The organism is Croceicoccus sp. YJ47 (assembly GCF_016745095.1).
In the GTDB taxonomy this organism is placed as follows: domain Bacteria; phylum Pseudomonadota; class Alphaproteobacteria; order Sphingomonadales; family Sphingomonadaceae; genus Croceicoccus.
The window spans coordinates 1117353-1143773 of record NZ_CP067087.1 but is presented as its reverse complement, the minus strand read 5'-3'; the positions used below and the strand labels follow the sequence as shown (position 1 = coordinate 1143773).

The window sequence follows — 26421 nt, the reverse complement described above, 5'->3', positions numbered from 1 at the left end:
TTTTGTCCTGATACATATATCGCTGTGTCATAGCAAGCGATCCAGTCCTGCTTTCGCCTTGATCCGCGCTTCGAAGTCGCCTTGAGCAACCGGAATTCCGCCGGTCAATCCGAGCGTAGCGCTTTCGAGAGTGGTATAAATCTCATCCACGATCTTGAGCTGGTAACGGCCCGACACCGGATCTTCGACAAAATCTGCGATAAACCACGCGATATCGGCGTTGGAAATATGCTTTGTCTGCTCCATCTGGCCCATCGAATGGTAGAAAGCCCAATCGACCACGATGGCCATCTTCTTTCCCCAGCGCCTGAGCGTAGGAATCTTGGTCAGAAGCTGAGGCATGAGCCGCTTTACGCCGCTGCTGCGGTAGTCAGGGCGCCTGCCCAGGACCGGCATTGCCAGTTTCCCCTGACGGTTGGCGATATCGTCAAATTCGACTGCCATCCTCTTGCCAGAAAAATAAACTGCCTGAACCTCGACAGCCACCCAGTCCAGCAAGGACTGGTCATCCTTGTCCAACTTGAGCAGGACCATGTCTATCCGACCGACGTCTTTGCCCTCTTCGCTGTCCAGGCTGCCGGTAGATTCGAGAAACCCAACCTCGCCGACCTCGACCGGGTCCGAAGTTCCCAGAAGGCTCTTGCCGATTTCTGCAAATGCGACGTGACCCTGATGGAACCGCCATGGGCAAAGCGATCTAATCTTTCCTTGATCGCCTTTTACAGGTTCGATTTGATTGCCGCTGTCTTCATAAAGGCGGATTGAACACACCCCGCCTTTCTTGGTGCAAACGGGGTGGTCTCGTCCGGCCTTGAACGGGCAAGGCAGCTCGTCTTCATTCTGCTTCGAAAGCTTCTCGCGAAGTACATCGAGGCGTTTCGCTTCGCGCGCCGTCAGAGATGTTTCGGCCAGCTTTTGCTCGAGTACGGCGAGGCGGTCGAGCTCGTCTTTCTTCATTGCGGAACCACCCACGACATGCGCGGCGCGTACAACACGTGCGGTATCCGCGAGTTCGTGAAACGGATCGCCATACCATTCTGCGATATGGAATTTTCTGTCGGCCATGGATGCCCCGTTTAAAGATGGTCGGCCCTATGTGCAGGTTTAACAGTGGTCCGACAATTCTTGGCCAATTGTATTCCCCGCCAATTCCTTTCTAACCGGGCCTTGCTTAGCAACGTCCGGGAAGCTCCGTTCAGCGTGAAGATCGCTTATAGCGGGGCGCATGTAGAGCAAAGTCGTCAGCATCATCACCTTTGGGAAGCCTCGCTCAAGCGACGTTTCCTCTCAATGCCACGCTAATCTACGATTTGCGCGATTCCTTGTTGCCCGACCATGATTTGATGTCTTTTTGATCTGCCTCGCGAATGCAGCCGGTGGTCGGTTGCCGCATCCGAGGCAGTCCATGAGCGTTATCCCTCTCAGGTCCGAAATCGCATCGCGCGGCGCGCGCATGCTGCGCACCGCGCTTGGTGCTGATATCGCCCGCTGGCTTGATGAACCCGATGTCATCGAAGTCATGCTCAACCCCGATGGGCGTCTCTGGGTGGACCGATTGGGCGAAGGCCTCGCGGCGACCGAATATCTGATGAGCGCAGCCGATGGTGAGCGGATCATCCGGCTGGTCGCCCATCATGTCAGCGCCGAGGTTCACGCAGGTGCACCGCGCGTATCCGCCGAACTCCCGGAAGGCGGCGAACGCTTCGAAGGTTTGCTACCACCGGTGGTTGCCGCCCCAAGCTTCGCCATCCGCAAGCCAGCCATCGCGGTGTTCTCGCTGGCCGATTATGTGACAGCAGGGATCATGAGCAAATGGCAGGCCGAAGCGCTTGCCGGTGCAGTCGCTGCAAAGAAGAACATTCTGGTCGTCGGCGGCACCTCAACCGGCAAGACGACGCTCACCAATGCGTTGCTCGCCGAGGTCGCATCCACGTCCGACCGTGTCGTTCTGATCGAGGATACGCTGGAGCTGCAATGTGCAGCGTCCAATCTGGTGTCGCTGCGAACCAAGGACGGCGTTGCGACCTTGTCCGATCTCGTCCGATCCGCGCTGCGCTTGCGGCCCGATCGCATTCCGATCGGTGAGGTGCGCGGTGCCGAAGCGCTCGATCTGCTGAAAGCCTGGGGCACCGGTCATCCGGGCGGGATCGGCACGATTCATACCGGCTACCGGCGCTCGGTACGCTGCGGCGGCTCGAACAGCTGATCCAGGAAAGCGTGGTCACCGTGCCGCGCGCGCTGATCGCTGAGACCATCGACATCATCGCCGTGCTCGTGCGCGACGGTACTGGGCGGCGCCTTGCCGAGCTCGCCGAAGTACGCGGACTCGATGCCACCGGCGAATACGTTCTCGCCCCCCTTCCATCCTCAGCAGGAGACCCTTCGTGACCCATATATTCTTGCGGGCGCGCTCGCGCCTGTCGGCCCTTGTGCTGGGCAGTTTCGCGGCACTGGCTGTCGCCACGCCCGCCCACGCTGCCGGTTCGTCGATGCCGTGGGAGGCGCCGCTCCAGGCGATCCTTGAATCCATCCAGGGCCCGGTCGCCAAGATCGTCGCCGTGATCATCATCATCGCCACCGGGCTGGCGCTTGCCTTCGGGGATACGTCGGGCGGTTTCCGGCGCTTGATCCAGATCGTCTTCGGGCTTTCGATCGCCTTTGCCGCGTCCTCCTTCTTCCTTTCGTTCTTCTCCTTCGGCGGCGGAGCGCTGGTCTGATGGACAGCGGTCAATCTTCTCTGCCGAACGGCTTTGCGGTGCCTGTCCACCGGGCGCTGACCGAGCATATCCTGCTCGGCGGTGCGCCGCGCGGGCTTGCCATCGCCAATGCCACACTGGCGGGCGCGATTGGGCTCGGTCTGCAGCTGTGGATCGCAGGCATCGTCTTTTTTGCGTTCGGCCACATGGTCGCGGTCTGGGCCGCCCGGCGCGACCCGCAATTCGTCGATGTTGCGCGGCGGCATCTGCGGTTTCCCGCGCATCTGCAGGTCTGAGCTATGCTGTCCCTGCGCGAATATCGAAACAAGGCCGACCGGCTTGCAGACTTCCTCCCGTGGGCGGCGCTGGTCGCCCCCGGCGTCGTACTCAACAAGGACGGCAGCTTCCAGCGCAGCGCGCGCTTTCGGGGGCCGGATCTCGACAGTGCTACCCCTGCCGAACTGGTTGCAACGACCGCGCGATTGAACAGCGCGCTGCGCAGGCTTGGCTCGGGCTGGTCGATCTTCGTCGAGGCGGTGCGCCGTCCGGCACTGGACTATCCGGCCTGCGCCTTTCCCGACCCGGCATCGGCGCTGGTCGAACGCGAACGCGCGGCACAGTTCGCAGAGGAAGGCGCGCATTTCGAGAGCCGCTACTATCTGACCCTGCTGTGGATGCCGCCTGCCGAGGATGCCGCGCGGGCTGAGAGCTGGCTCTACGAAGGCAAGGCCGAGAAAGGCATTGACCCGGGCGAGCTTCTCGAGGGCTTCGCCGATCGGACCGACCGGCTGCTGCGCCTGTTCGAAGGGTTCTTCCCCGAGGTCCAATGGCTCGATGATGGCGAGACGCTGAGTTATCTTCACAGCTGCATCTCGACGCGAGTGCACGACGTATGCGTTCCCGAAACCCCGATGCATCTCGATGCGCTGCTTGCCGACGAGCCGCTGACCGGCGGTCTCGAACCGCGCCTGGGTGCGGCCCATCTGCGGACGCTGACCGTGATCGGCTTTCCGAGCGCGACCTTTCCCGGGTTGCTCGACGAACTCAATGCGCAAGGCTTTACCTATCGCTGGTCGACGCGCGCGATCATGCTCGACAAGAGCGACGCGACGAAGCTGCTCTCGAAAATCCGCCGCCAGTGGTTCGCCAAGCGCAAATCGGTCGCCGCGATCCTCAAGGAAGTGATGACCAACGAGGCCTCGGTGCTGGTCGATAGCGATGCGGCCAACAAGGCCGAGGATGCCGATGCTGCGCTACAGGAGCTGGGCGCCGACCATGTCGGGCTCGCGCTGGTCACCGCGACCGTTACGGTGTGGGACGAGGATCCGGCGCTTGCCGCCGAGAAACTGCGGCTTGTCGAGAAGGTCATCCAGGGACGCGATTTTACCTGCGTGACCGAAGGCATGAACGCGATCGAGGCCTGGCTCGGATCGCTGCCCGGGCATGTCTATGCCAATGTTCGCCAGCCTCCGGTCTCTACCCTGAACCTCGCGCATATGATGCCGCTCTCTGCGGTGTGGGCCGGACCCGAACGCGATGCGCATTTCGACGCGCCGCCGTTGTTTTACGCAAAAACCGAAGGTTCGACCCCATTTCGCTTTGCGCTTCATGTCGGCGACGTCGGACATAGCCTCGTCGTCGGCCCCACCGGAGCGGGTAAGTCGGTGTTGCTGGCCACGATGGCCATGCAGTTCCGCCGCTATACCGGGTCGCAGATTTTCGCTTTCGATTTCGGCGGCTCGATCCGTGCGGCAGCGCTCGCCTGCGGCGGCGACTGGCAGGATCTGGGATCGAGTCTTTCCGAGGAGAGCGACGAGGTGGTCCTGCTGCAACCGTTGGCACGGATCGATGAGCCGGGGGAGCGCAACTGGGCCTCAGAATGGCTTCAGGCGATCCTCGCTACGGAGGGCGTCACGGTGGATCCGGAGACCAAGGACCATCTGTGGTCGGCGCTGAGCTCGCTGGCGAGCGCGCCGGTCGCCGAACGCACGGTCACCGGGCTCGCTGTTCTTTTGCAATCACAGGCATTGAAGCAGGCGCTTGCCCCCTACTGCGTCGGTGGGCCGTTCGGACGGCTGCTCGATGCCGAAAGTGAACGGCTGGGCGAAGCGAGTTTCCAGGCGTTCGAGACCGAAGGGCTGACCGGATCGGCGGCTGCGCCTGCCGTGCTGTCCTATCTGTTTCACAGGATCGAAGGACGCCTTGATGGCTCGCCCACACTCATCATCATCGACGAAGGCTGGCTGGTGCTCGACAGTCCAGCTTTCGCCGCGCAATTGCGCGAATGGCTCAAGACCCTGCGCAAGAAGAATGCGAGTGTCGTTTTCGCCACCCAAAGCCTTGCCGATATCGAGACCTCGGCAATCGCGCCCGCGATTATCGAGAGCTGCCCGACGCGCATTTTCCTGCCCAATGACCGGGCGGTCGAACCCCAGATTTTGGGTATCTATCGCCGCTTTGGACTGAACGACCGCCAGATTGAAATCCTCAGCCGGGCAACGGCCAAGCGCGACTATTACTGTCAGTCCTCTCGCGGCAATCGCCTGTTCGAACTGGGCCTTGGCGAAGTGGCGCTCTCCTTTACCGCCGCCTCCTCCAAGAGCGACCAGCTGGCCATTTCCCGCATCGTCGAAGAGCATGGCCGGAGTGGCTTTGCCGCCCACTGGCTGAGACATCGCGGCCTCGACTGGGCTGCCCAATTGCTCGCTGACAGTGGACACTCTTCCGACCCCCCAATCCCACCAGAAGGAGACCTGAAATGACCTCTCGACAAATTGTCCGCAGCATCGCCATGGGCACCGCGCTCGCCATGGCGAGTACGAGCGCCTTGGTATCATCGCCCGCACACGCCCAGTTCGGCGGGATCGTCTATGATCCGTCCAATTACGCGCAGAACGTGCTGACCGCCGCGCGCACGCTCGAGCAGATCAACAACCAGATCCGCATGCTCCAGAACCAGGCGGACTCGCTCATCAACGAAGCGAGAAACCTCGAAAGCCTGCCGCTCACGCTCGTGCAGCCCTTGCAGGATCAGATCCAGCAGACCCAGCGACTGCTGAACGAAGCCCAGCGCATCGCCTACGATGTCCGCACCATCGAGGGCGCTTTCGACCTGCACTACAAGAACGTTCCGCTCGGTGCCTCGCAGCAGGCGATGGTCGACGGCGCCGAGGCGCGCTGGCAAAACAGCGTGGCGGCCTTCGAAGATGCTCTTAAGGTCCAGGCGGGCACAGTTGCCAATATCGACGGTTCGCGCGAAGCGCTCGGCAGCCTCGTTTCGGCGAGCCAGTCCGCCACGGGTGCCTTGCAGGCAGCACAGGCTGGCAACCAGCTGCTGGCATTGCAGGCCCGCCAGCTGGCCGACCTGACCGCCACGCTCGCCGCTACTGGCAGGGCGCAGGCGCTCGATGCGGCCGAACGCGCGGCGGCCAAGGCACAGGCGCGCGAACAGCTGAGGCGGTTTCTCGCTATTCGTCCGCGCTATCTGCCCGGCGGATCGGACTGATCCGCGATGGACACCAAGCTTCTCGCGCGCATCGGTGCCGCTGTGTTCGTCGGTCTCGCCATCGCGATGACGATCGTACAGCTGCGCGAGGAGCCCGCACCGGTGCGGCAAGCCGACCGGCGCATATGGGTGCCCGACGGCGATCCGCTGCCGGCCCAGCTGAGGGTTTGCGCTCAAATGGGCGAACTGGCGCTGTCCTCGCCCGATTGCCGCGACGCCTGGGCCGAGAAGCGCCGCCGCTTCTTCGGCGTCGATCACCCCGAGGCTTATTCCGGGATCGGCGATCGGGCGCTGCCTGAGTCCTCTTCCGGCGAAGCGAGAGGGGAGGACTGACATGGGCGGCACCGGCGTCGTCGATCGCTTTCTGGCGATCTTCTCGCAATATATCGACAGCGGCTTCGGGCTGCTTTCGGGCGAGGTGGCGTTCATCGCGACCACGCTGATCGTGATCGATGTCACGTTGGCGGCCTTGTTCTGGAGCTGGGGCGCGAACGACGACATCATCGCCCGGCTCGTCAAGAAGACGCTCTTTGTCGGGATCTTTGCCTACATCATCGGCAACTGGAGCGCGCTCGCCAACATCGTGTTCAACAGTTTCGCCGGGCTTGGCCTCAAGGCGAGCGGTTCGGGGCTCGGCGCGGGCGATCTGTTGCAGCCGGGAAGGGTGGCGCAGGTTGGCATCGATGCCGCCTGGCCGCTCCTCGAATCGATTGCCGATTTGATGGGCTATGTCGGCTTCTTCGAGAATTTTCTGCAGATCATCATCCTGCTTGTCGCCTGGGCGATTGTCATCATCGCCTTCTTCATTCTCTCCATCCAGCTGTTCGTGACCCTGATCGAGTTCAAGCTGACGACCTTGGCGGGTTTCGTGCTCATTCCCTTTGGGCTGTTCGGCAAGACCGCTTTCCTCGCCGAACGCGTGCTCGGCAATGTGGTCTCGTCGGGGATCAAGGTGCTCGTTCTCGCCGTCATCATCGGCATCGGTTCGACGCTCTTCGCCGAGTTCACCGGCGCCATCCCCGGCGAGCCCACCATCGAGGATGCGCTGGCCATCGTGCTCGCCAGCCTCACCCTGCTTGGTCTCGGCATTTTCGGGCCGGGGATCGCCAATGGCATTGTCGCGGGCGGTCCGCAGCTCGGCGCAGGCGCTGCCGCAGGCACCGCGCTTCTGGCAGGCGGCGCTGCGGTCGGCGGCGTGGCCGGTGCCAAGCTCGCTGGCGGCGCGGTCGCCAGTGCAGCCTCTTCCGTCGCGCGAGGCACCTCGCGCGCCGCCGGAGGTGCGACCATGGCCTATGCGACCGGTTCGGCGGGCAAGAGCGGCGGCGCCGCCGTCGCAGGCGGAATGGCCGGTGTTGGCCGCGCAGCAGGCGGTGCCGCCATGTCGCCGCTGCGCAAGGCGACAGACAGCGCCAAGAGCAACTTCCGCGACGGCGCACGAGCGTCGGTCGGGAATATGGGTGGGCGCATCGTGCCCGCTTCCGGTGCTTCGTCACCGGATTCCGAACAGACAAACGGCCCGCCAGCCTGGGCGCGGTCCATGAAGCACAGGCAGAGCCTTGGCCATTCGGCCTCGCTTGCCGCCCACACCGTGCGTGCCGGCGACGGCTCCGGCGCAGGCGCTTCCATCGACACCAAAGAGAAGGATTAGCTTTACAATGTTCAAACGGCCTTCGATCCGGTACGCAAAGACGCCTCAAGCAGAGACGCCCTACCAGCGCGCGGCGCAGGTCTGGGACGAGCGCATCGGTTCCGCGCGCGTCCAGGCAAAGAGCTGGCGCTACGCCTTTTTCGGCGCGCTCGGCCTGTCCGCCGTGCTGACCGGCGGCCTCCTGTGGCAGAATGCGCGCGGTACCATCGTGCCCTGGGTGGTCGAGGTCGACAGGCTGGGCGAGGCTCGCACCGTCGCTCCCGCCGCTGCGGATTACGAGCCGACCGATCCGCAGATCGCCTTTCACCTCGCCCGGTTTATCGAGCATGTCCGCGCTATCCCCGACGATCCAATTGTGGTGCGCGAGAACTGGCTCAGAGCCTACCAGTTCGCCAGCGACAAGGGTGCCTTGGCGCTCAACGATTATGCGCGGGCCAACGACCCGTTCGCAGCGATCGGCCGCGAACAGGTGGCGGTCGATGTCACCAGCGTGATCCGCGCCTCGCCGCGCAGCTTCCGCGTGGCCTGGGTCGAGCGGCGCTACCGTGACGGCGCGCTCGCCGAAACCACTCGCTGGACCGCCATTCTCGGCATTGCCGTCCAGCCTCCCAGAACACCCGACGCGCTCACCAGCAATCCGCTCGGAATCTTCGTCACATCGATCAACTGGTCAAAGGAGCTTGGCTGATGACCCACTTTCTTGAATTCTCCCGTCCGGCGCTGCTCGCAGCGGGCGTTCTGCTCTTTGCCGGATCGCCGGCGGCAGCGACGCCTGCGCCGCAGGCACAGGCCGCATCGCGGGCGATCGCAGCCATCGACTTCGCCGATGCATCCCGCCTTGTTCAGGCCCTTGCATATGCCACCACCCCCTCGCGGCAGGCCTCCCCCACTGCCGCGCGCCGCTCCCCTGCCTCTGACCCCGAGGGGCATGTGGGGGCGGCGAATGAGGCCGCCAGGATCGAACCGGACAATGCAGGATTCGACAATGCCATCCAGCGCTATGCCTATCGCGAAGGTGCATTGTTCCAGGTCTACGCCAAGCCCGGGCAGGTCACCGACATTGCCTTGCAGGAAGGCGAAACGCTGGTTGGCCCCGGACCGGTCGCTGCGGGTGATACCGTGCGCTGGATGATCGGTGACACGCTGAGCGGCTCGGGGGCGACGCAACGTGTGCATATCCTCATCAAACCGACGCGGCCCGATATCGCCACCAATCTGGTCATCAATACCGACCGCCGCACCTATCACATCGAACTGCGCGCCAACCCGAACATCTATATGGCCTCGGTCAGCTGGTCCTATCCGGCAGACGAACTGATCGCGCTGCGCCGCGAAAAAGAGCGAGCGGCACGAGCCGCACCGGTCACCGAAGGATTCACTCTGGAGGCGCTCAATTTCGATTACCGCATCTCGGGAGATAAGCCTGACTGGCGGCCCGTTCGTGTCTTCGACGACGGACAGCGGACCTTGGTCGAGTTTCCACCCGACATCGCCCAGGGCGAAATGCCGCCGTTTTTCGTGGTGGGCGCGGATGGCGCAGCCGAGCTGGTCAATTACCGGGTCTCTGGGCGCTATCTCATCGTCGACCGCCTCTTCCATAAGGCCGAGTTGCGCCTGGGTGCCGGTCGCAGACAGGTCCGCGTGAAGATTGAAAACCGCAAGCGGGGCCGGTCGTGAAAGAGGAAGGCAAGACCGAGCCGTCACCCGATGCCGAAAGCATCGTTCAATTGCGCGGGGAAGGACCGCGCGTGGTCAGGCTCTCACGCAAGGCTATCGGCCTTGCCAGCGCCGCGGGTCTGACCGTTCTTGGCGGTATATTGCTCTATGCCCTGCAGCCGCCTTCACAGGACGGCGGCGAAGAGCTGGTCAACACCGACGGGATTGCTGTGGCAGACGGACTTGCCGCAGCCCCGGCAGACTATTCCCAGGTTCCCAGGTTAGGGCCACCGCTGCCGGGCGATCTCGGTCAACCGATCCTCGAGGCGCAGGATCGCGGTGCCATTGCCGCGCTGCCCCCTGTCGGCGCGCCGCCTCCGGTTCCGCCACAGCGGGCCGCGCCGAGCCCTGAAGAGATAGAGCGCGAACGCCTAGAACAGGAACGCGAGGCGGCGCGCGGCAGTCGCCTGTTTTTCGGCGGCGGGACACAAGCTGCCAGTTCCGGTCCGGCAGCTTCGGGCGCTGGGCCGCAACCCGCAGCACCAGTTCAGCCTTCCGTCTCGACCGCGCGGGCAAGTTTTCTAGAACGGCCTGCCGACACGCGGACAGCGTCCGTGCAGCGGCTTGAGGCGGTGCCATCTGGCGCGCTGCTTCACGCCGGGTCGATCATTCCGGCAGCGCTGATCACCGGCATCCGCTCAGACCTGCCCGGCCTTGTGACCGCGCAGGTGACCGAGAATATCTATGACAGCCCGACGGGGCGGCATCTTCTGATCCCGCAGGGTGCGCGCCTGATCGGCGAATACGATTCCGATGTCGGGTTCGGGCAACGCCGGGTACTGCTGGCCTGGAACAGGCTCATCCTGCCCGATGGTCGCTCGATCGTGCTGGATCGTCAGCCAGTCGCCGATCCGTCGGGCTATGCCGGACTGGAAGACGGCGTCGATTACCATTGGGGCGGTGTCGTCAAGGCGGCGCTCGTTTCCACTTTGCTCGGGATTGGCGGCGAGCTTGGCGCAGGCGGAGATGATGACCTGCTGCGCGCTGTTCGCCGCGGCAGTCAGGACAGCATCAATCGCGCGGGCGAGCAGGTCGTTGCACGCGAGCTTGATATCCGCCCGACGCTGACGATCCGCCCCGGCTTTCCCGTGCGGGTGCTGGTGACGCGCGATATTGTGCTGGAGGGTGGAGCATGACCCGGCTCAAGCTCTCCGACATTACCGATGGCAAGCCTGTAAAGTTAACGATCGAAATCCCTGCCCGGCTCCATCGCCGGCTGATCGAATATGGGACCGTGCTCAATGGCGGGGTATCAGAGGGTGCGCCTGTGCCTGAGCTGCTTATTCCGCCGATGATCGAGCGCTTTGTTGCAAGTGACCGGGATTTTGCCAAGGCACGCAGAGGATCGCGCGCACTATCCAAACAATAAGCACCTACAATATCGGAACTTTTTCTGGTTCTTCCAAGCCATTCTTACTTGCGAAATGCACACGTAGGTAGAATTGCGCTGTTTCCGCGTGCATGATTGGCCTTATCGTGAAGTAGGGAACGCATGTTCCTAGCGACCGGGTGGCGACACGCATGTCCAGGCGAAAAGCTAAAAGTGTCGATACACTCGCCAACGGGTGTTTCCATCACCCGGTCGCATCTTCGACCACACTGTATTTATAATTCCATTATAAGTTGGTCTGAATTCCGCTCCGCGCTCACTCTCCACTTGCGACGTCCGAGTCGCGATACCAACCACAGGAGTGAATCATGAAGGAGTTCGACCATAACCAGAATGAGGTTATCGACCTCGGCAAGGCCTCGGTTGAGACCAAGGGCGCCGTCGGTTTCTACATCGACGCCAGCGGCGGGCAATTGGCCAACAGCCCGGGCCTGCTCGACGAATAAGTCCTCGGCGGGCCGTGCGGCGCAATCCTGCCGCGCGACCCGCCGATTCGGGCTCCCAATCGATGGATCTCCACCGCGAAGGACTGGCGTGGCGCATTTTGGATGGCCAGCTCCTATTTCTCGATGTTTCCAACGATCGCTACTTTCGGTTGTCGGATGACGAAAATCGCAGATGTCTCGAAAAACTTGGCCGGTATCCCGAGAAGCAATGGCACCAACCGAGCAGCCTCGCCCGGCCTGCGGACTGGACCGTCCCAGAACAATCGAGCCCGGCAATCGCCGAGCACACCTTTAGTCTGCCCGCAGTCGCGAGAGCGCTTTGGATGCAACGCCGCGTTGAAGCGCGGCTCGCGAAACACTCTTTGGCGCTGGTCCTTTCCCAATTACGGAGCGTTGTCGAATCCAGGTCGGAAAGCCAATTCGAGATCAGTGAGAAGGGACGCAGGTGTATCGGGGCTTTTGAGGATGCACGATTGTTGCGCACCGCTGCGGACCGGTGTCTTTCGCGCTCCATCGCTCTCGCGACTTGTCTTGCCGCATATGGCGACCGGGCGCGGATCGTCATCGGCGTCCATACACCCCCTTTTGCAGCACACTGCTGGACGCAGCACCGAGACACGGTCTTGAACGACAGTGTCGAAGAAGTGCTCCGCTATGAACCAATTCTTGTCGTATGAGACCGCTACGTTTTGTTCTTGCGGTTCCTCATGGCGCGAACGGCCAAATCTTGCCGTCAATCGTTGCAACCCCGGGTCAGGTTTGTTCCGATGTCGCGGCCTTGTGGTGTGACAGCGAAACGCCCTGCCATTTCCTGAACCGACAGTGCTGCCTGATCGGGATCGCTTTTTCCCGAACGACATATCGCCGCGTGCGCGCCGCCGAGGAACTCGGGTTGGCCCCGGCCGAAGCCGAGGAGGCCGCCAAGCATCTCGTCGCCAACGTCTGGGGTGGATATGTCGCCATCCTAGGCGATTGGAGCAATGGGCCAATGGGTGTGCTGGTCGATCCTTCCGGACTCTTGCCCGTTTACCTTCTCTCCACATCCGAGCACGTCATACTGACCAGTGACCCGCTCCTGATTGCGGAAGCGGGAGGATTGGAGACGCCGGTTTCGTACCCGGCGCTGCACGCGCACCTGCTACGGCCTGAACAACGCCACCGGAAAACGTGTCTTGAGGGAATTGACGAACTCGCGCCTGGATCGCTGCATTTACTCGCGCGCCAGGGTTTGCAGATCCGTAGGATATGGCATGCAACCGACTTTCTCCCACGAATGCCGATCCCGGCATTCACGGATTACGCCGCGCAACTGAAGGAGCTCGGCGCCGCAGTGCTGCAAAGCTGGAGCGGCATGTTTGAAGAGCAAGCGTAGCGGCATCGGGCGGCGTCGATTCGTCATTCATTTGCGCTGCTCTGGCCCATTCGGGCGAACGCTTCGATTGCGTTACTCTCGCCACTCCGGATCCGTCCGGCGACGAGCGCATATACGCCAATCGCGTGGCGGAATGGTTCGGGGTTCGGTGTGTCGAACGGATATACGACCCGGCGTTTTACGATCCTTCGAGGTCTTCCTCCCGGGGGTTGCCGCGACCGGCCCGACGTTCATTCCAGCACATTCTTGACGCCTTGCTTGTCGATGCGATGGCGGACCTCGGCGCCTCGGTCATCTACGATGGCAACGGAGGCGACAATCTGTTCTGTTTCCTCCATTCCTCTGCGCCGGTAGCCGACCGGCTGGCAGCGGAGGGTCTGGGGACAGGCGTGCTGCGCTCCCTGATTGACATGTGCCATATCACCGGATGCTCGGTCCCCACCATGGTCGCCGCAGTTCTTCGCAGACGGCTTGGTAAGGGAACGAGGGAAAGCTGGCCGGTCGATGCGAGTCTGCTTACCTGCGGAACTGACGCTGCGTACAGCGAGCCACTCGTGCCCTGGCTGAGTCCTCTAGGGATCTCAGGTTCGGGAAAACGCGACCATATGGTCCTGATCATGCGGGCACAGAACCACATTCATGGACTGGCCGCCGGCCCGCCTCGATTTTCGCCACTAATGAGTCAGCCGCTCATGGAGTTTTGTCTCGGTGTTCCGACTTGGATATGGGCACACGGCGGCAGGAACCGCGCTTTGGCCCGGGCGGCATTCGCACAGGAATTGCCGCCTGCCGTGCTGGCCAGAACATCGAAGGCCGGACCCGACAGCTTCGTAAGGCAAATTTTCGCCCTGAACCGAAATTCGATCGCCGAGCGCTTGCTGGATGGGTTGCTCGCCGCGAACGGGGTAATCGACCGCCATGCCGTGGAAGCCGCGCTGCGCACTGATGAACGAGACGACAACAGCATGTTCGGTCGCATACTTGACCTGCTCGAAGCCGAGAATTGGGCTCGCTCATGGACCCGCTAATGGTTCAGCATGGCAGCGAAGGTCGCGTGTGGGCGGGGCACCCTCCATGGCGCTCCAGCGGGCGTACTGTGCTTCTCTTGAAGGATTGCAGTTCAGCCTGCCCATAAGCCAGAACTCGAACCATTCGACGACGCGCTCGTACATCGCCAGGCGATGCGACGATTGCCATTTGACATGAGACTCATCGGGGAACACGTAGAGTTCGATAGCCTTATTGTTATGCGAGAAGGTTTCAACGACATCGAGGCTGCCTTCGTACTCGCTGTCCCCTGCCTGGATCAAAATTGGAACATCGATCCGGTCCACATTGAGTATGAGCGACATGGGCTCCCAGAATGTTTCGGCACCGGGCTCGAAATAGCGATAACCCATGTCCCGCAAATACTCGGTAAACCGTGGCCCTGCAGCGAGAGCGAAGGAGTAGAGATCCTCGCAGCACGATCCCATCGAAGCGACCTGGAAAAGGTCCGAGTTGATCAGCGCCCACTGGACGGTCGATCCGCCATCACTGAATCCGCTGATCCCCATGCGCGTTGGATCGACCGCACCAGTCTCGACGGCGCGTCGTACAGCGAGCTCTAGTGCTTCCTGCACCTGGCGCCGGTCCGCCCAGTCATCTTCGCTCAATGTCCGTATTTCTGCATCGGTTGTTGCCAGATACGCCTCTGGCGGGAAATCAGGCCGGTCGAAACTGAGGACCGCGAATCCGCGTGCGGCGAGAGGCTGGATCGGAACCTCGTCCCCGGTTCCTCCGCGAAGGAAGCCCCGGCTCCGGTACTGCACCACGATCAGGGGATGCAGTTCGCCAGGTCGATGAGTGGGCGGCAGGACAAGGTCGGCGAAACTCTCGACACCGCTTGCCAGGCGGAAGCGGAAACGCTGGACGGAGCCATACTCCATGTTCTCAAGCTGCGGGTTTGGATCGTGGATCAGTCGTTCTGATCCCGTTCGCATGTCGAGCGCCACTAATCGGCGAGGCTGTGTGCTGCCCTCACGCCCGCAAATAAGTTCCTTGGCATGAGGGGCGCACCCGATGAACACATCATCGGAAATCAGGACTTGGCGAGGCGCAGCATCGCGGGGATCCCAGCGCAACAATGCCGTCTGGCTGTCGGCCCATCCAGTACGCTGGACGAGGAAAAGGGCGCGCTCCGAGGCCGACCAGAACAGTTCTCGGATGCCGTCGCATTGCGTGACAGGGCAGACTTTTCGGCTGCCGTCCGGAGCGGCCAGAACCAGCCGCGTCGGGCTGAGGAGACGCTCGGGGAACTCTGCTTCGAGCCAGGCCGAAAATCCGCCCTCTCCTGATCGAACATTTCGTGCGTTGTCCGGTATCGCTGCCGGTCGCGGCGGGGCAATAAGCACCTGCTCCATTTCGGTTGCAGGTCGCGATGACCCGTCCCGAAGCGAAACCCATGTATAGACCGGATCGGCATGACCGGTCGGTATCGGTCGGTCGGCTGCCTGCGGCGCAAACCGCGCGTCGAAGAGAAATCCGCGTCTGCCTTCGCTGGCGATTGCCGCGGCGGCGAGGCGAATTGCAGGTCTTGTGCTGACAATGAGACCCATTCCGTCCTGAGCCCAGGCGAAATCGTCGACATCGTCGGCCAGATTGGTTGCTCGGACCGCACCCGTTTGCCCGGTTGGGCTGGCCAACCAAACCTGTGTCGAACCGGCTTCTCTCCTCAGATACGCAATCCGCATGCCATCCGGCGACCATCGCGGCGCGCTCGTCCTAGGCCAACCCGCCAGTATCGCGGTGAAGTCGCGAAGCCGGAAATCGTCGCGAATGAATTCCCCGCCGCGCGCCACCTCGATTGGAGAACCTTCGCCGCTCAACGGCGCGACCAGCAATCTTTGGCAATAGCTATTCGTCTCGGGAATTGCGCGACGGACGGTGAAGGCGATTTGGCTGTCGTCAGGCGAGATACCAAATACACTTCGGTTGGGAGTTCCGACCGGTGCGCCAATATCCGCAATCCGGACTTGTCCGTCCACTGTCCACTCACCTAACTCCGCATTTGCCGTTTCCGGGGCGACCGGCAGTGCATCACACGGATCTTCGGCCGATGGCGGATCTTCAGCTGTCGGCACGATCGTCAGGCTGAGCGCTAGCGCAAAGAGCGCAGTCATTACCAATGCCTCCTCACGCCAAACGCGATGAAGCGCCCGATCGGAGAATAGTTGGTTGAATCGTAGGGTGTTGTGTTGGGACCGGTTTGGCCGATCACGTCCGGCTTATCGTTGAATAGGTTTTGAATGGTCAACGAGAATTCAAGACCGGGATCACGGCCGTCTCCCCGAATGACCGCATAGTGCATGCCAAGATCGACAGTTGCGCTTGGTGACAGCCGCTGCACGGTTGCAAGCCGTCTGTCGACGAGCGCACCGATATAACTGACTGCCGCATTGGCGGTAAGGCGGCCTGCCCGATATCTTGCTGCTCCACGCGCGCGGTAGCGGGGCGGGTTGAAAGTCGTACCGGCAAGCTGGACTTCAGGTAGTTCGGATGTGATGGTTTGCCTGCTGCGCAACCAGCTGCCGTTGAGATCCAATGCTATCGAGCGGTCATTCCCGAGATCGCGGTTCCAGGCAATCCTGGCATCCAGCCCTTCTACGCTCCACGCCGCGACATTAATGTTCCTGTTGTCGAACAGAACGACAACGTCTGCAGGATCGAACGGGCGGCCTGTGAAGTTCTCCAATCCGAACTGGGCACCCGTGATGAGTTCGGCCAAATCGGCCGGATCAGGTGAAAAATCGATGAGGCTGGCATATCCCGGATTGTTGATAGCAGCTGCGATCGATCCAGCGATCGGCGCAACGACGCGGTTGTCATAGCGGATATCATACCAAGTCGCGGAGGCGGTCAATCCTCGGACCGCTGCAGGCTGGACCTCGACTCCCGCCGTCCAGCTTCGGGCGCGCTCGGGACGGAGGTTGGGATTGCCGCCCCCGCTCAGAAACACTGTGTCGGAGCCGGTGCCCGCTCCGAACGCCGCAGCAGGCACCAGAATGGCCTGAGAAAAGATGTTTTGCTGGTAAAGCGTGGGAGCCTTGAACGAGCGTGCCCAACTCGCTCTGAACATCAGATCACCACCTGGCGAATAGGTAATCCCAAGGCGCGGGGTGGCGAGCTGGTCGAGTCCGGGATAGTCTTCGTAGCGAACTGCAGCGGATAGCGTTAGCTGCTCGATTCCATCGACGGCGTTCCGACCCGACATGAATGGAACATACAGTTCCGCGTAGGCGAAGCGTGCCCGTTGCGTTGCATCGAATTGCGCATTCAGGATCGCGCTTTCCAGAGAGTACTCGAGTCGATTGTTACGAAATCCGATGCCGACAGCCAAGCGCGTCTCGCCGCCGGGAAGAGTGGCGACCGGGCCTTCCGCACCCATTTCCAGCGAGGTGATCTGATGCAGGTAGCTTCCCGTAGAGACGCGCGCCGGACCTGTCTCTGGAATGAAACTGGTCTGGAAGCGGGTTCGATCGCGCCCGAAGACACCCGCGAGATTGGCCTTCCAACTCGGCCCAAGGTCGAACTGCAGCGACGGCGCTACGGAAAAGGTCTCGAGGTCGGGCTCACGCCGAATGCGCTGGGCCGGCGTGCCATCAATGGTGGTTGATTCGCGATACGAATAGAGCGCGTCGAGATTGGCCTCCACGCCTTCTGACAAGCTCTGGTGCGCCGAAAATGTTACGGCGTGGCGCCGGTTTGAGGGATAAAGCAAGGTTTCCGGTAGCAGTGATCCTGCATAGGCGCGCTCCCTCGCCTCAATCCCGGAATTGTTCGCGAAGTCGTAGGCGAAGACGAAGCCGCCACTGTTCCAGATTGTGCCTGCGACTATGTCGGCCTGTTGGCGAAAGTTGCCTCCATCGGTGCTCGCTCCAATCTGGGCCGAGGTTGTCACGCCCTCAAAGTCGCGGCGCAGGATGACGTTCACAACGCCGCCAACCGCGTCCGAGCCATAGAGCGCTGAAGCTCCATCGGGGACGACCTCGAGCCGGTCGACAATGGCGAGCGGAATGGCGGAGATGTCGACGCCCTGGGACGCCGAGTTGTATGGAAGGCGATGACCGTTGAGCAATGTCAGCGTCGCATCGGGCCCAAGCCCGCGCAGATTGGGAGTCGATGCTGAATTTACATTTTCATTGCCGATGCCGCCGCCCGAACCAACCCCAGGGTTCTGACCGCCCGAGAAATTCTGGGGTAGGTTGCGGATCGCTTCGCCGAGGTCCACCTGGCCCGTCTCGACGATCGTCTCGCGATCAAGCTCGATGACTTCACCTACGACCCGTGCGCCTCGGATACGCGTTCCCGTGACAACGATCGCGGAACTCTCTTCGTCCAAAGCTGTATCGCCAACCTCGGCAGCGTCATCTTGTGCCTGTTCGCCTGGACTGTCTTGGGCGAAAAGAGGAGGAGCGGCACCTGCAAATGCTGCCCCGGTTAGAAGGACGGAAAGTGTGCGAATTGTCGACGACATTGATATCTCCCTGTTTTGGCGCGGACCTACCGCTACAGAAGATGACGCTCACTTTTGCGAGCACCTTAGTTTCAATTGAAATTAAATTTTGAGTGGTCCCTTTTGGCCGGATGCCTGCAGTCACCAACTGTGACCCAGCGCTTGACGCAAATGCGCAAGAGCTTTCATCATGTGATAGTCGACCGTCGGCAGTGCGATGCCGAGTTCGATATGTATCTCTCGGTAGGATTTCTTCTCGAAGCGGTTCATCGCGAAGATACGCGCGCACTTTTCGGGGAGCTCTGCGAGCGCGATTTCCAGCGCTTGCCGGGTTTCACGGACATGCACGGCATCTTCTTGCGCAGCACGGCTTGGCGCGTCTGCGTTCTCCAGAAGTGGCTGGGTCCTGACCCGGCACTTTTGCCGCCGCGCCTCGTCCACCATCAAGTTGAATGCAATCCGCCTCAGAAAGCCCGCCGGATTGACGAGTTCCGTCAGCTGCTTGCTGGTCGCCGCACGCAGGAACACGTCCTGTGCCAGGTCGCGGGCGCGTTCGGAGCCCACGCGGCGCGCAAGATAGGCGATCAGTCCAGCCCGTTCCTCGCGGTAGAGGGCATCGAGTGTGCGGCGGCGACCGACCGTTCGGCTTACCTTTGCAGCGCAATATGCGGGACCCACGCACTGGGGAGATTGGTGCCGAATTTCGGCGGCAATTTGAGTCATGCTTCGAACTTGGAGGCGACCGCAACCTGAGTTCGCCGTGGCGAACTGCGTGCGGGTTCCAGGTCTGTGCCGCCGTCCGGGGCCTAGTTTGTGCCCCTTGATCGGTCCGGCCGCCGGGCCTGCGATGGACCGGCGTGCATGATGTCCGGCGGAAAGATCCACGCGGATGGTGCCAGAATATCAATCCGCGCGCTGTCAATCTGCCCAACATAGGAATGGCTTGCAAGAGGTAAGTAGAGCCGTTTTGGACCCGCTTGTGGCGGCGGTCGTCGCCTTCCCTAAGAAAGCAACGGTCTCGGCGAGCGCCTGATCAAATATGCCCAATATTGGGGAGGCGGCCCCCTAGGTCATGGAATGTCGGCGCGGTGCTGGCGCCTCTAGCGAAATCGGCGAGAAAGGAGGTGCTTCATGGATCGACCATTTGACAGCAACGACCGGACAGGCGCATTCGACTATTCGGATTTCGCGCAGGAATTCCTGCGCCGCAATGCCGCGTACCGGCAACAATACGCACGGATCGCCAGCGAAAGCGGTTTCGACCCGCAATCCCCAGCTTGCCGCCGAATGGCGCGTTCATGGGGCCTTGAATTTCCCGATTGATCCCGACCTTTCAGCTCGCAGCCATCCGGCGATCTGGCAAGCCGAGGAAAACGCTCATGTGGTAATTCTTGGCGGTGGGCGCGCAGTCAAGGCGGCGCGCGCAACGTGCGACCTGATCTCCAAGCGAACCAGCAATGCGGGAGATCATCTGGTCCTCGCCGGTGGTGGCGCTCGCCATCGGCTGCTCGTTATGGCCTCCGCCCGGTTGGGTGGAGACAATTATCTGATCCCTCGGGACCAGTCGTTTCCGATCAGGCTGGCGGCGCTCGATGCGTTTCACTGCTGTGTAGATGGTTCCGCTGCTCCCAGCGTGCGAAACCAGTTGCAGCCCACTGCCTATCAGTCCCACCGCTTCCACTTGCTGCTCGCCATACTTGATGCTTTATCCCGGGCGCCTGAGGGTGTTATGCTAAAAGATATCGCTGGAACCATTGTTTATCGGGGATTGTCCGCGCAGCGCGCCATTGACTGGAAATCGTCATCGCAACGCCGCCAGACCCAGCGTCTCGTGGTTGAGGCGCGGCGAATGGCGTCGCACGGCTATCTCGGCTTGCTTCGCCAAAGCCGGCTCCGCTCTTTTCAAACGCACTGAATGCACTATGGTTTTTCGTGGGGCATGCTGCTGAATTTTGCGGCGCGCCCGGATTGGAACCGGACCTTGAGGGTCGCAACTGCAACTGCTGGAACAGGTGGAATGGAACCGTCTGATCCGGCACCGAGCAGGCGGTCAGGTGGCGGCGTGTTGGATTGCGTGCTGCCGATCGAACGGCAGGTCTATGTACGCATATCTCGCGGAGGAATTCGCAACTGAACTTATCAATGTCCGTTCGGACACTGAACTCGACGGTGCGCTTAAACAGGTTTCCCGGCGCCTTGGCTTCGACCACTTCGCGCTTAGCCTGGAGATGCGTTCGACATCGTGCGAGGCACCGGGCCTGCTATTGCACGACTATCCCGACGAATGGGCGAGAGTCTATATTGCCTTCGACCTCGCAGGGCAGGATCCGGTGCGAAGAGCCTGTGACAAGACAATCATCGGTTTTGCCTGGGACTGGATTGACGAACTCGTCCCTCTCACGCGCGGCGACCGTCAAATGCTCAATGTCGGCCGGGAATGCGGTATCGGCAATGGCTATACTGTTCCGCGGCATTTGCCCGGGATAGGGCGCGGTACCTGCACCTTTGCTGTTCGGCCCGAGCGAGAACTGCCCCGACGGCGCTTCGCTGTCGCGGAAATGGTCGGGACGCTGGCTTTGAGCTGCGCGCTGGGCCTGAGTTCAGAAAAGTTTGATGAGAAGGTTCCCTCCCTGACCGACCGGCAGCGCGAGTGTCTGCTTTGGGTTGCAAGAGGGAAGACTGCGGCTGAAACGGCCATGATACTCGAAATCAGCACGGAGACCGTGATTCAGCATCTCAAGATGGCCCGCGAACGCTATCAGGTCCATTGTAAACAGTCCCTCGTCGTCGCGGCGCTGTTCGACGGGTTGATCGGGTTTGCCGACATTATCCGTTGGCGGGACGCAGGGTAAATCCACTGGCAATAACACAGCGTTCCTCCGCTATTTTCGATAACCCGTCGCCCGAGCGATGAGAACTCGCGTTGCATTGCGTAAATCGAGGAAACCCCATCCCCAGTTCTTGGTATGTCTGTAATTGAATGAATTTGTTGAGATGCCGCCTGTCATCAATCTTGCAGGTGGACCCAATGCAGCAATCAATGGGCGCAATTCGCGCCAGTCTCGCCGATCCGGCACTTCGCGTAATGTTCGAGGCGCGCAAGCGGGTCTTCGTTGACCTCCTCAAATGGGATGTGCCCGTTCTGGAGGACGCCTACGAAATCGATCAGTTCGACACGCCGTCAGCCAGCTATCTGGTTCTGACCGACAACGATTTCGGACACCGGGCTTCGGCGCGGTTGCTGAGGTCTGATGGCCCTCATATTCTCAAAGATCTGTTCCCGCATCTGTGTGCCGGGCCTGTCCCATTGCATGGCAATTTCCGCGAGATGACCCGCTTCTGTATCGAGCCAACGCTACCGCGCGGCGATCGGCGCAAGGCCCGCAACCAACTTGTCTCTGCGCTGGCCGACCATGCCTTGGCGAACGGGATTGCAGGCTACACGGCTGTGGCTCCGATGCCCTGGTTCCGGCAGATCGCAGACTTCGGCTGGCAATGCCATCCGCTCGGACCGGGCGAAGTAATCGATGGTCAAGAATTGGTCGCACTGCAGATTAAAATCGATCAAAATACGCGCGAGGATCTTGAAAGCACCGGCATCTACGGCGGCGAGGCATACCGCATCGCCAATGCCAGCATGGAGCTGGCCGCATGACCGACAAAGCGCACACCCCATGGCTGGAGCAACTACGGTCCGATGGCTACTGCATAATCCCTCGCCTGATGCCCGATGCCACTATAGCCGGGCTCGATGCGGACCTTGAAGATGCATTCGAGAAAACGCCGACGGGCAAAGGCGACTTCTACGGGCGCCGGACCCAGCGTTTCGGGGGATTGCTACGCCGGTCACGGTGGGCGAGCGATCTCGTGCTCCAGCCTCTGGTCCTGGCAATCGCTCGGGAAATACTCGGCGACGCCTGCGACAAGATCCAGCTTAATGTCGCGCAGGCCATCGCCATCCATCCCGGAGAGATCGAACAATTTCCGCATTGCGATCACGACATGTGGGCAGGCCGCAAAGGCGATCACGAATATCTCCTCAACGTCATCTGGCCGCTCACCGAGTTCACCGCCGAAAACGGCGCAACGCGCATATATCCCGGTACGCACAAGCAAGTGATCGAAAGTCTCGATCAACTCGATGATCCGATAGTGGCCGAATGCGGACCCGGAGACGCGATCTGCTTCCTAGGATCGACCGTGCACGGTGCCGGGCCAAATCATACGAATACAGTCCGACGCGGCGTCGTGATCGGTTACAGCCTCGGCTGGCTCAAACCCTATGAAAACCTCTGGCTAGCTTATCCGCCACAGATCGCCAAAACCTTCTCGCCTGAGCTCGCCGAGCTGGCGGGATATATCCAGCATCGCCCCAATCTCGGAAATTTTGAGGGGCAATGTCCTTCGATCCTTCTTCGCGGCGATGTGCCCGATTATCCGCAGGCTACCGATGGCCTGCGTCCGGACCAGGAGGATGCCGTTCGCGAATTTGCCGAAGCGCAGCGTTATCGGTCGTGAGCCCCGCGCACGTTCTCGAACCCACCTATTGCCGCCTCAAGCGGGCACTGATGGAGGGAGCATGGCGAGGCGGAACGAAGCTGGAGGCAATGCGGCTCGCCGACGACTTCGGAGTGAGCATGACGCCCGTACGGGACAGCCTGAACCAGCTCGTTGGGGAAGGCCTAGTCGACCTGACCCCCGGAGAAGGGTTCCGGGTTCATGTCCTGACCGAGCAAGCTTTGCGGGATATCCTCAATGTGAATGCGCTGCTTCTCGAAACTTCATTGTCGGAAAACACCTCGACGGAGGCCCAAAGAGATGATCAACCCTCTTCTGATACCTATCCCGACCGCCTGGCCGCGGCTTATCTGGGTCTCGCGCGCGGATCAGGCAACGGCTATCTCGCCTATCTGGTCGATAGGATAAACGAGCGCCTTCATCCTGTCAGGAAGCTCGAACCGCAGGTTTTGCCGAAAGCGATTGATATGCTCAATCGGATCGAGGCCAGTCTAACAGCAACTCGAGGTGAGCAGCTCGAAGCGATACGCAGGTACCACGAGCAGTGCCGCTCGGCGGCGTCGCAACTCATCAGCCTCCTGTAGAATTCGATCCGCTCTCGCTCTCCAATGAACCTGATGCAGAGAGGATTTGCACTAGATGGCTGTTCCAGTCATCCAGGGCTTCGCGCTTTTCGTCCTTCCAGTCATGCCGCTGATAGACTCCAGCAACACCTGCACGCGAGCCGCCGACGTGGTTGAGCACAGCCTCGGTGACCTCAAACCGCACACCCAGACGCTGGAAGTTAGTGGCAAGCGTTCGTCTCAGATCGTGTAACCGCCAAGCAGGTAACGGATCCCCCTGTTCCGCCTCGATTGCGCTATCAAGCGTATTCTTGCCCTTGGCGTAGCCCGTGAAACCCGCTCCGGTCGATGTTGCAAATATCCTGCCTTTGCGCGGCCAGATGTCGCTGCGCGCCTGCCGGTCCAGTTCTGCGATCGCAAGATCGTTTAACGGGATCGAGTTCGGCTCACCGTTTTTGGTTCGTGAGCCTGGAAGCGTCCACAACCGCTCGCTCCGATCAAGTTCCTGCCAATGCATTCCCGAGACCTCTTCGCGGCGCTGTCCGGTGGCAATGAGCAAGTGAACGATCGGCCCGAAGCAGGGATGACATTGAGGAGCCGCATTCCAGACGAGCCGCAGCTCATTATCCTTAAGCCAACGATCTCGCGGCTTGACCGGGGGCGGCGTTTCCATCCCCTCCATCGGGCTGCGCTCGATATCGCCGCGACTGACCGCCCAGCGAAAGAGCCGCCGCATGACAGCGAAGACATTCCGGCGATTGGCAACCTGTTCCTCGGGCATGTTGTCCAGAACGGCTACGATGTCCGACCTCGAAATTCGGGGAAGCGGCTTTTTCCCGATAACCGGTTCAAGATAAAGCCGGATGACGCGTTCAACGAGCCTCGCCCAGCCAACGCCCTTGCAGGACCGAGCGAAATGCGACGCGTAGTTGTCGAATGCGAGATCGATGGATTCGCGGCGCCTCCGCTTGTCGTCGTCTACAGGATCGATACCTTGCGCAATTAGCAACTGAAGGCGCTCTGCTTCCGCTCTCGCTGTCGTCGGTGTCCACGGCGACCCGTGCGGCCCGATTGTGTAGCGTCTTGTTCGAGCTTCACGGCCGCCCATCCGGAACTGCAGCACATAGGATATCGAGCCAGCTGGAGTGATTTTCGCACCGAATCCTTTGAGGTCGGTATCCCAAAGGAGCTGGCTCGCGCTGCTCGGCTCGAGCGCATCTATCGATTTTTTCGTGATTTTTCCTGTTGCCATCCGAAACCTCGTGTCCCTTTTCTGGCAATCACCGGGCAATCACGCAAGAGGAAAAAGGGGCGAAATGGAGGCAATTCTGGCGTAGGGTGAATCTGCTAAGTACATTGTTTTACAACGATTTCGTACTTTGGCGTCGTCTGAATCGAAAGTACCAGACTTCGTGCCCCTGGCGCCGGGCCTTTGCCTCGTATCGCGTTTCGGGCCAGCCGCCCGGCCGCACCTGGAAATCGGCGGGCTTGTCGCACAGCCATTCGAAGCGCCCGGTATGGCGCTGCATCACCAGCAATGCGTGGCGCAGATAGATCGGATGGTCGGTGCCGAACCGGAATTCGCCGCCCGGCTTCAGCTTGCGCGCGATGAGGTCGACCGGGCCGTCGTTCATCATCCGGCGCTTCGCATGGCGCGCCTTCGGCCAGGGATCGGGATGCAGCAGATAGCAGAAGGACAGCGCGCCATCGGGAACCCGGTCGAGCACCTGCAGCGCGTCGCCCATGTGCAGCCGCACGTTCGGCAATGTCCGCTCCCGCACATGGAGCAGCGCGCCGACCACGCCGTTCACGAAGGGTTCCGCCCCGATAAACCCATGATCGGGGAGCATGTCGGCACGCCCTGCCATATGCTCACCCGAACCGAAGCCGATTTCGAAATGCAAAGGGCGATCGCTTCCGAACAGGCCCGCCGCGGTGATCGGCCCGTCGTCCGGCACCGCGATCTGCGGATAGAGTTCGTCGAGCAGATGCTGCTGCCCGCTGCGCAGTTTCTTCCCCTTGGACCGGCCATAAAGCCGGTTGAGCGTGAGGGGATCGCCTTCCTTGTTCGCCGTCATGCCGCGCCGATAGCGGGTGGCACGCGCCGCGTCGAGATGCGATCGCCCGGGCTTCCCCCGCCCGCTTTGTCGGGAGTCAGGCCGCCTCCGCCTCCTGGGCCGGGTCGCGCAGGACATAGCCGCGGCCCCAAACGGTCTCGATATAGTTTTCCCCGTCGCACGCCATCGACAGCTTCTTGCGCAGCTTGCAGATGAAGACGTCGATGATCTTCAACTCCGGCTCGTCCATGCCGTTGTACAGGTGGTTAAGGAACATTTCCTTCGTCAGCGTCGTGCCCTTGCGCAGCGACATCAGCTCCAGCATGGCATATTCCTTGCCGGTGAGATGCACGCGCGAGCCTGCCACCTCGACCGTCTTGGTATCGAGATTGACGGCGAGCTTGCCGGTCCGGATCACCGATTGCGAATGCCCCTTAGACCGGCGAACGACGGCATGGATGCGCGCGATCAGCTCGTCCTTGTGAAACGGCTTGGTCACGTAATCGTCGGCGCCAAAGCCGAAGCTGCGGATCTTGGAATCCATTTCGGCGATGCCCGAAAGGATGAGAACGGGCGTCTGCACCTTGGCGACGCGCAGTTTCTTGAGCACGTCGTACCCGTGCATGTCGGGCAGGTTGAGATCGAGCAGGATGATGTCGTAATCGTAGAGCCGCCCGAGATCGAGGCCCTCTTCGCCAAGATCGGTCTGATAGACGTTGAAGCCTTCGCCCCCCAGCATGAGCTCGATCGCCTTTGCCGTGGTCGGTTCGTCTTCGATCAACAAAATCCGCATGATGTCGCTTCCCTGTTTCGTATCGCCCCAACCCGCGATCGCCGTAGTCCCCGATCTGGAAGAGCCAGTGCCCCGAATTAACCATACAAATGATGGGCGACAAAGGTTAATAAGGTGTGAAATGGACCCAAGGCACTGAAGCGTAGGTGTTGTGTGCCCGAAAATTCGCTCTGTTCCCCCGGATTGCGCCACTTCGGGCAAGGTCCGAAACGGAGGATTATCG

The 26421-nt window shown here is 61.2% G+C and carries 27 protein-coding genes and 2 pseudogenes; 22 read left to right on the top strand and 7 right to left on the bottom strand.

The features are described 5' to 3' along the window. Positions 1-27: 27 nt before the first annotated feature. Positions 28-1065, bottom strand: coding sequence for a NotI family restriction endonuclease (locus JD971_RS05610; protein ID WP_202086564.1), 1038 nt, complete (start codon positions 1063-1065; stop codon positions 28-30). A 340-nt stretch (positions 1066-1405) separates the two neighbouring features. On the opposite strand from JD971_RS05610, the pseudogene trbB reads away from it, so the two are divergent. The 16 genes and pseudogenes from trbB (at position 1406) to JD971_RS17075 (ending at position 13801) form a co-directional block, all read left to right on the top strand. Continuing rightward, positions 1406-2388, top strand: a pseudogene (gene trbB / locus JD971_RS05605) (P-type conjugative transfer ATPase TrbB). Positions 2389-2399: 11 nt separating this feature from the next. Next, positions 2400-2717, top strand: coding sequence for a TrbC/VirB2 family protein (locus JD971_RS05600; RefSeq protein WP_322295224.1), 318 nt, complete (start codon positions 2400-2402; stop codon positions 2715-2717). Further along, complete coding sequence (locus JD971_RS05595; RefSeq protein ID WP_202086560.1) at positions 2717-2992, top strand: VirB3 family type IV secretion system protein; 276 nt, start codon at positions 2717-2719, stop codon at positions 2990-2992. The genes JD971_RS05600 and JD971_RS05595 overlap by 1 nt, the downstream gene beginning before the upstream one ends. A 3-nt stretch (positions 2993-2995) precedes the next feature. Beyond that, entirely contained in the window at positions 2996-5458 is a 2463-nt protein-coding gene (gene trbE / locus JD971_RS05590) for a conjugal transfer protein TrbE (RefSeq protein WP_202086558.1), read from the top strand. Next, positions 5455-6201, top strand: a complete 747-nt coding sequence (gene trbJ, locus JD971_RS05585) for a P-type conjugative transfer protein TrbJ (RefSeq protein ID WP_202086555.1) — start codon at positions 5455-5457, stop codon at positions 6199-6201. Before trbE ends, trbJ begins: the two co-directional genes overlap by 4 nt. Before the next feature lie 6 nt (positions 6202-6207). Next, entirely contained in the window at positions 6208-6534 is a 327-nt protein-coding gene (trbK-alt, locus tag JD971_RS05580) for a putative entry exclusion protein TrbK-alt (protein WP_202086553.1), read from the top strand. Position 6535: 1 nt separating this feature from the next. After that, entirely contained in the window at positions 6536-7849 is a 1314-nt protein-coding gene (gene trbL, locus JD971_RS05575; protein WP_202086549.1) for a P-type conjugative transfer protein TrbL, read from the top strand. Between the two features lie 7 nt (positions 7850-7856). Continuing rightward, the gene (gene trbF / locus JD971_RS05570; protein WP_202086546.1) at positions 7857-8537 is read left to right on the top strand and encodes a conjugal transfer protein TrbF; all 681 of its coding nucleotides are present in this window, start codon (positions 7857-7859) and stop codon (positions 8535-8537) included. Continuing rightward, positions 8537-9526, top strand: a complete 990-nt coding sequence (trbG, locus tag JD971_RS05565; RefSeq protein WP_236672288.1) for a P-type conjugative transfer protein TrbG — start codon at positions 8537-8539, stop codon at positions 9524-9526. The genes trbF and trbG overlap by 1 nt, the downstream gene beginning before the upstream one ends. After that, on the top strand, positions 9523-10701 hold the full coding sequence (locus JD971_RS05560; protein ID WP_202086544.1) for a TrbI/VirB10 family protein: 1179 nt from the start codon (positions 9523-9525) through the stop codon (positions 10699-10701). Before trbG ends, JD971_RS05560 begins: the two co-directional genes overlap by 4 nt. Then, positions 10698-10934: a DUF2274 domain-containing protein gene (locus tag JD971_RS05555; protein WP_010240186.1), complete on the top strand. Its 237-nt coding sequence runs from the start codon at positions 10698-10700 to the stop codon at positions 10932-10934. Before JD971_RS05560 ends, JD971_RS05555 begins: the two co-directional genes overlap by 4 nt. A gap of 329 nt (positions 10935-11263) precedes the next feature. Further along, on the top strand, positions 11264-11401 hold the full coding sequence (locus JD971_RS05550) for a benenodin family lasso peptide (protein ID WP_010240188.1): 138 nt from the start codon (positions 11264-11266) through the stop codon (positions 11399-11401). A gap of 62 nt (positions 11402-11463) precedes the next feature. Further along, entirely contained in the window at positions 11464-12078 is a 615-nt protein-coding gene (locus JD971_RS05545; protein WP_010240191.1) for a lasso peptide biosynthesis B2 protein, read from the top strand. A gap of 50 nt (positions 12079-12128) precedes the next feature. Further along, entirely contained in the window at positions 12129-12773 is a 645-nt protein-coding gene (locus JD971_RS05540; protein WP_202086542.1) for a hypothetical protein, read from the top strand. Between the two features lie 17 nt (positions 12774-12790). Next, positions 12791-13090 (top strand): annotated as a pseudogene (locus JD971_RS16805) (asparagine synthase-related protein); the annotation flags it as partial. 93 nt (positions 13091-13183) lie between these two features. Next, a complete protein-coding gene (locus tag JD971_RS17075; RefSeq protein ID WP_371809738.1) occupies positions 13184-13801 on the top strand; it encodes an asparagine synthase-related protein in 618 nt (205 codons plus the stop codon). Here JD971_RS17075 and JD971_RS05530 read toward each other — a convergent pair. From JD971_RS05530 to JD971_RS05520, 3 genes are all read right to left on the bottom strand, one after another. Next, positions 13787-15934, bottom strand: coding sequence for an Atxe2 family lasso peptide isopeptidase (locus JD971_RS05530; protein WP_202086538.1), 2148 nt, complete (start codon positions 15932-15934; stop codon positions 13787-13789). The two genes, JD971_RS17075 and JD971_RS05530, sit on opposite strands and share 15 nt — an antisense overlap. Next, positions 15934-18288 (bottom strand): TonB-dependent siderophore receptor, encoded by a 2355-nt coding sequence (locus JD971_RS05525; RefSeq protein ID WP_202086537.1) that lies wholly within the window; start codon positions 18286-18288, stop codon positions 15934-15936. The genes JD971_RS05530 and JD971_RS05525 overlap by 1 nt, the downstream gene beginning before the upstream one ends. A gap of 120 nt (positions 18289-18408) precedes the next feature. Next, positions 18409-18990 carry an RNA polymerase sigma factor gene (locus tag JD971_RS05520; RefSeq protein ID WP_082379135.1) on the bottom strand — a complete coding sequence of 194 codons (582 nt, stop codon included), beginning with the start codon at positions 18988-18990 and terminating at the stop codon, positions 18409-18411. A 408-nt stretch (positions 18991-19398) separates the two neighbouring features. Here JD971_RS05520 and JD971_RS17070 point away from each other — a divergent pair, with 408 nt between their 5' ends. From JD971_RS17070 to JD971_RS05495, 6 genes are all read left to right on the top strand, one after another. Then, positions 19399-19590: a transcriptional regulator domain-containing protein gene (locus JD971_RS17070; RefSeq protein WP_029140658.1), complete on the top strand. Its 192-nt coding sequence runs from the start codon at positions 19399-19401 to the stop codon at positions 19588-19590. A 190-nt stretch (positions 19591-19780) separates the two neighbouring features. After that, on the top strand, positions 19781-20182 hold the full coding sequence (locus JD971_RS17065) for a DUF2285 domain-containing protein (RefSeq protein WP_050775923.1): 402 nt from the start codon (positions 19781-19783) through the stop codon (positions 20180-20182). Positions 20183-20366: 184 nt separating this feature from the next. After that, complete coding sequence (locus tag JD971_RS05510; protein ID WP_202086533.1) at positions 20367-21119, top strand: LuxR family transcriptional regulator; 753 nt, start codon at positions 20367-20369, stop codon at positions 21117-21119. A gap of 167 nt (positions 21120-21286) precedes the next feature. Next, positions 21287-21922 carry an acyl-homoserine-lactone synthase gene (locus JD971_RS05505; RefSeq protein WP_371809737.1) on the top strand — a complete coding sequence of 212 codons (636 nt, stop codon included), beginning with the start codon at positions 21287-21289 and terminating at the stop codon, positions 21920-21922. After that, positions 21919-22785: a phytanoyl-CoA dioxygenase family protein gene (locus JD971_RS05500; RefSeq protein ID WP_202086531.1), complete on the top strand. Its 867-nt coding sequence runs from the start codon at positions 21919-21921 to the stop codon at positions 22783-22785. The genes JD971_RS05505 and JD971_RS05500 overlap by 4 nt, the downstream gene beginning before the upstream one ends. Further along, a complete protein-coding gene (locus JD971_RS05495; protein ID WP_202086530.1) occupies positions 22782-23369 on the top strand; it encodes a GntR family transcriptional regulator in 588 nt (195 codons plus the stop codon). Before JD971_RS05500 ends, JD971_RS05495 begins: the two co-directional genes overlap by 4 nt. On the opposite strand, the gene JD971_RS05490 is transcribed toward JD971_RS05495, so the two are convergent. The 3 genes from JD971_RS05490 to ctrA all read right to left on the bottom strand — a co-directional run bounded on the left by JD971_RS05490 (position 23356) and on the right by ctrA (position 26198). Continuing rightward, positions 23356-24600: a site-specific integrase gene (locus JD971_RS05490; RefSeq protein ID WP_202086529.1), complete on the bottom strand. Its 1245-nt coding sequence runs from the start codon at positions 24598-24600 to the stop codon at positions 23356-23358. The genes JD971_RS05495 and JD971_RS05490 overlap by 14 nt on opposite strands. Positions 24601-24709: 109 nt before the next feature. Then, positions 24710-25426 (bottom strand): tRNA (guanosine(46)-N(7))-methyltransferase TrmB, encoded by a 717-nt coding sequence (locus tag JD971_RS05485; RefSeq protein ID WP_202086528.1) that lies wholly within the window; start codon positions 25424-25426, stop codon positions 24710-24712. Between the two features lie 76 nt (positions 25427-25502). Further along, positions 25503-26198 (bottom strand): response regulator transcription factor CtrA, encoded by a 696-nt coding sequence (gene ctrA, locus JD971_RS05480; RefSeq protein ID WP_202086527.1) that lies wholly within the window; start codon positions 26196-26198, stop codon positions 25503-25505. Between the last annotated feature and the right edge of the window lie 223 nt (positions 26199-26421).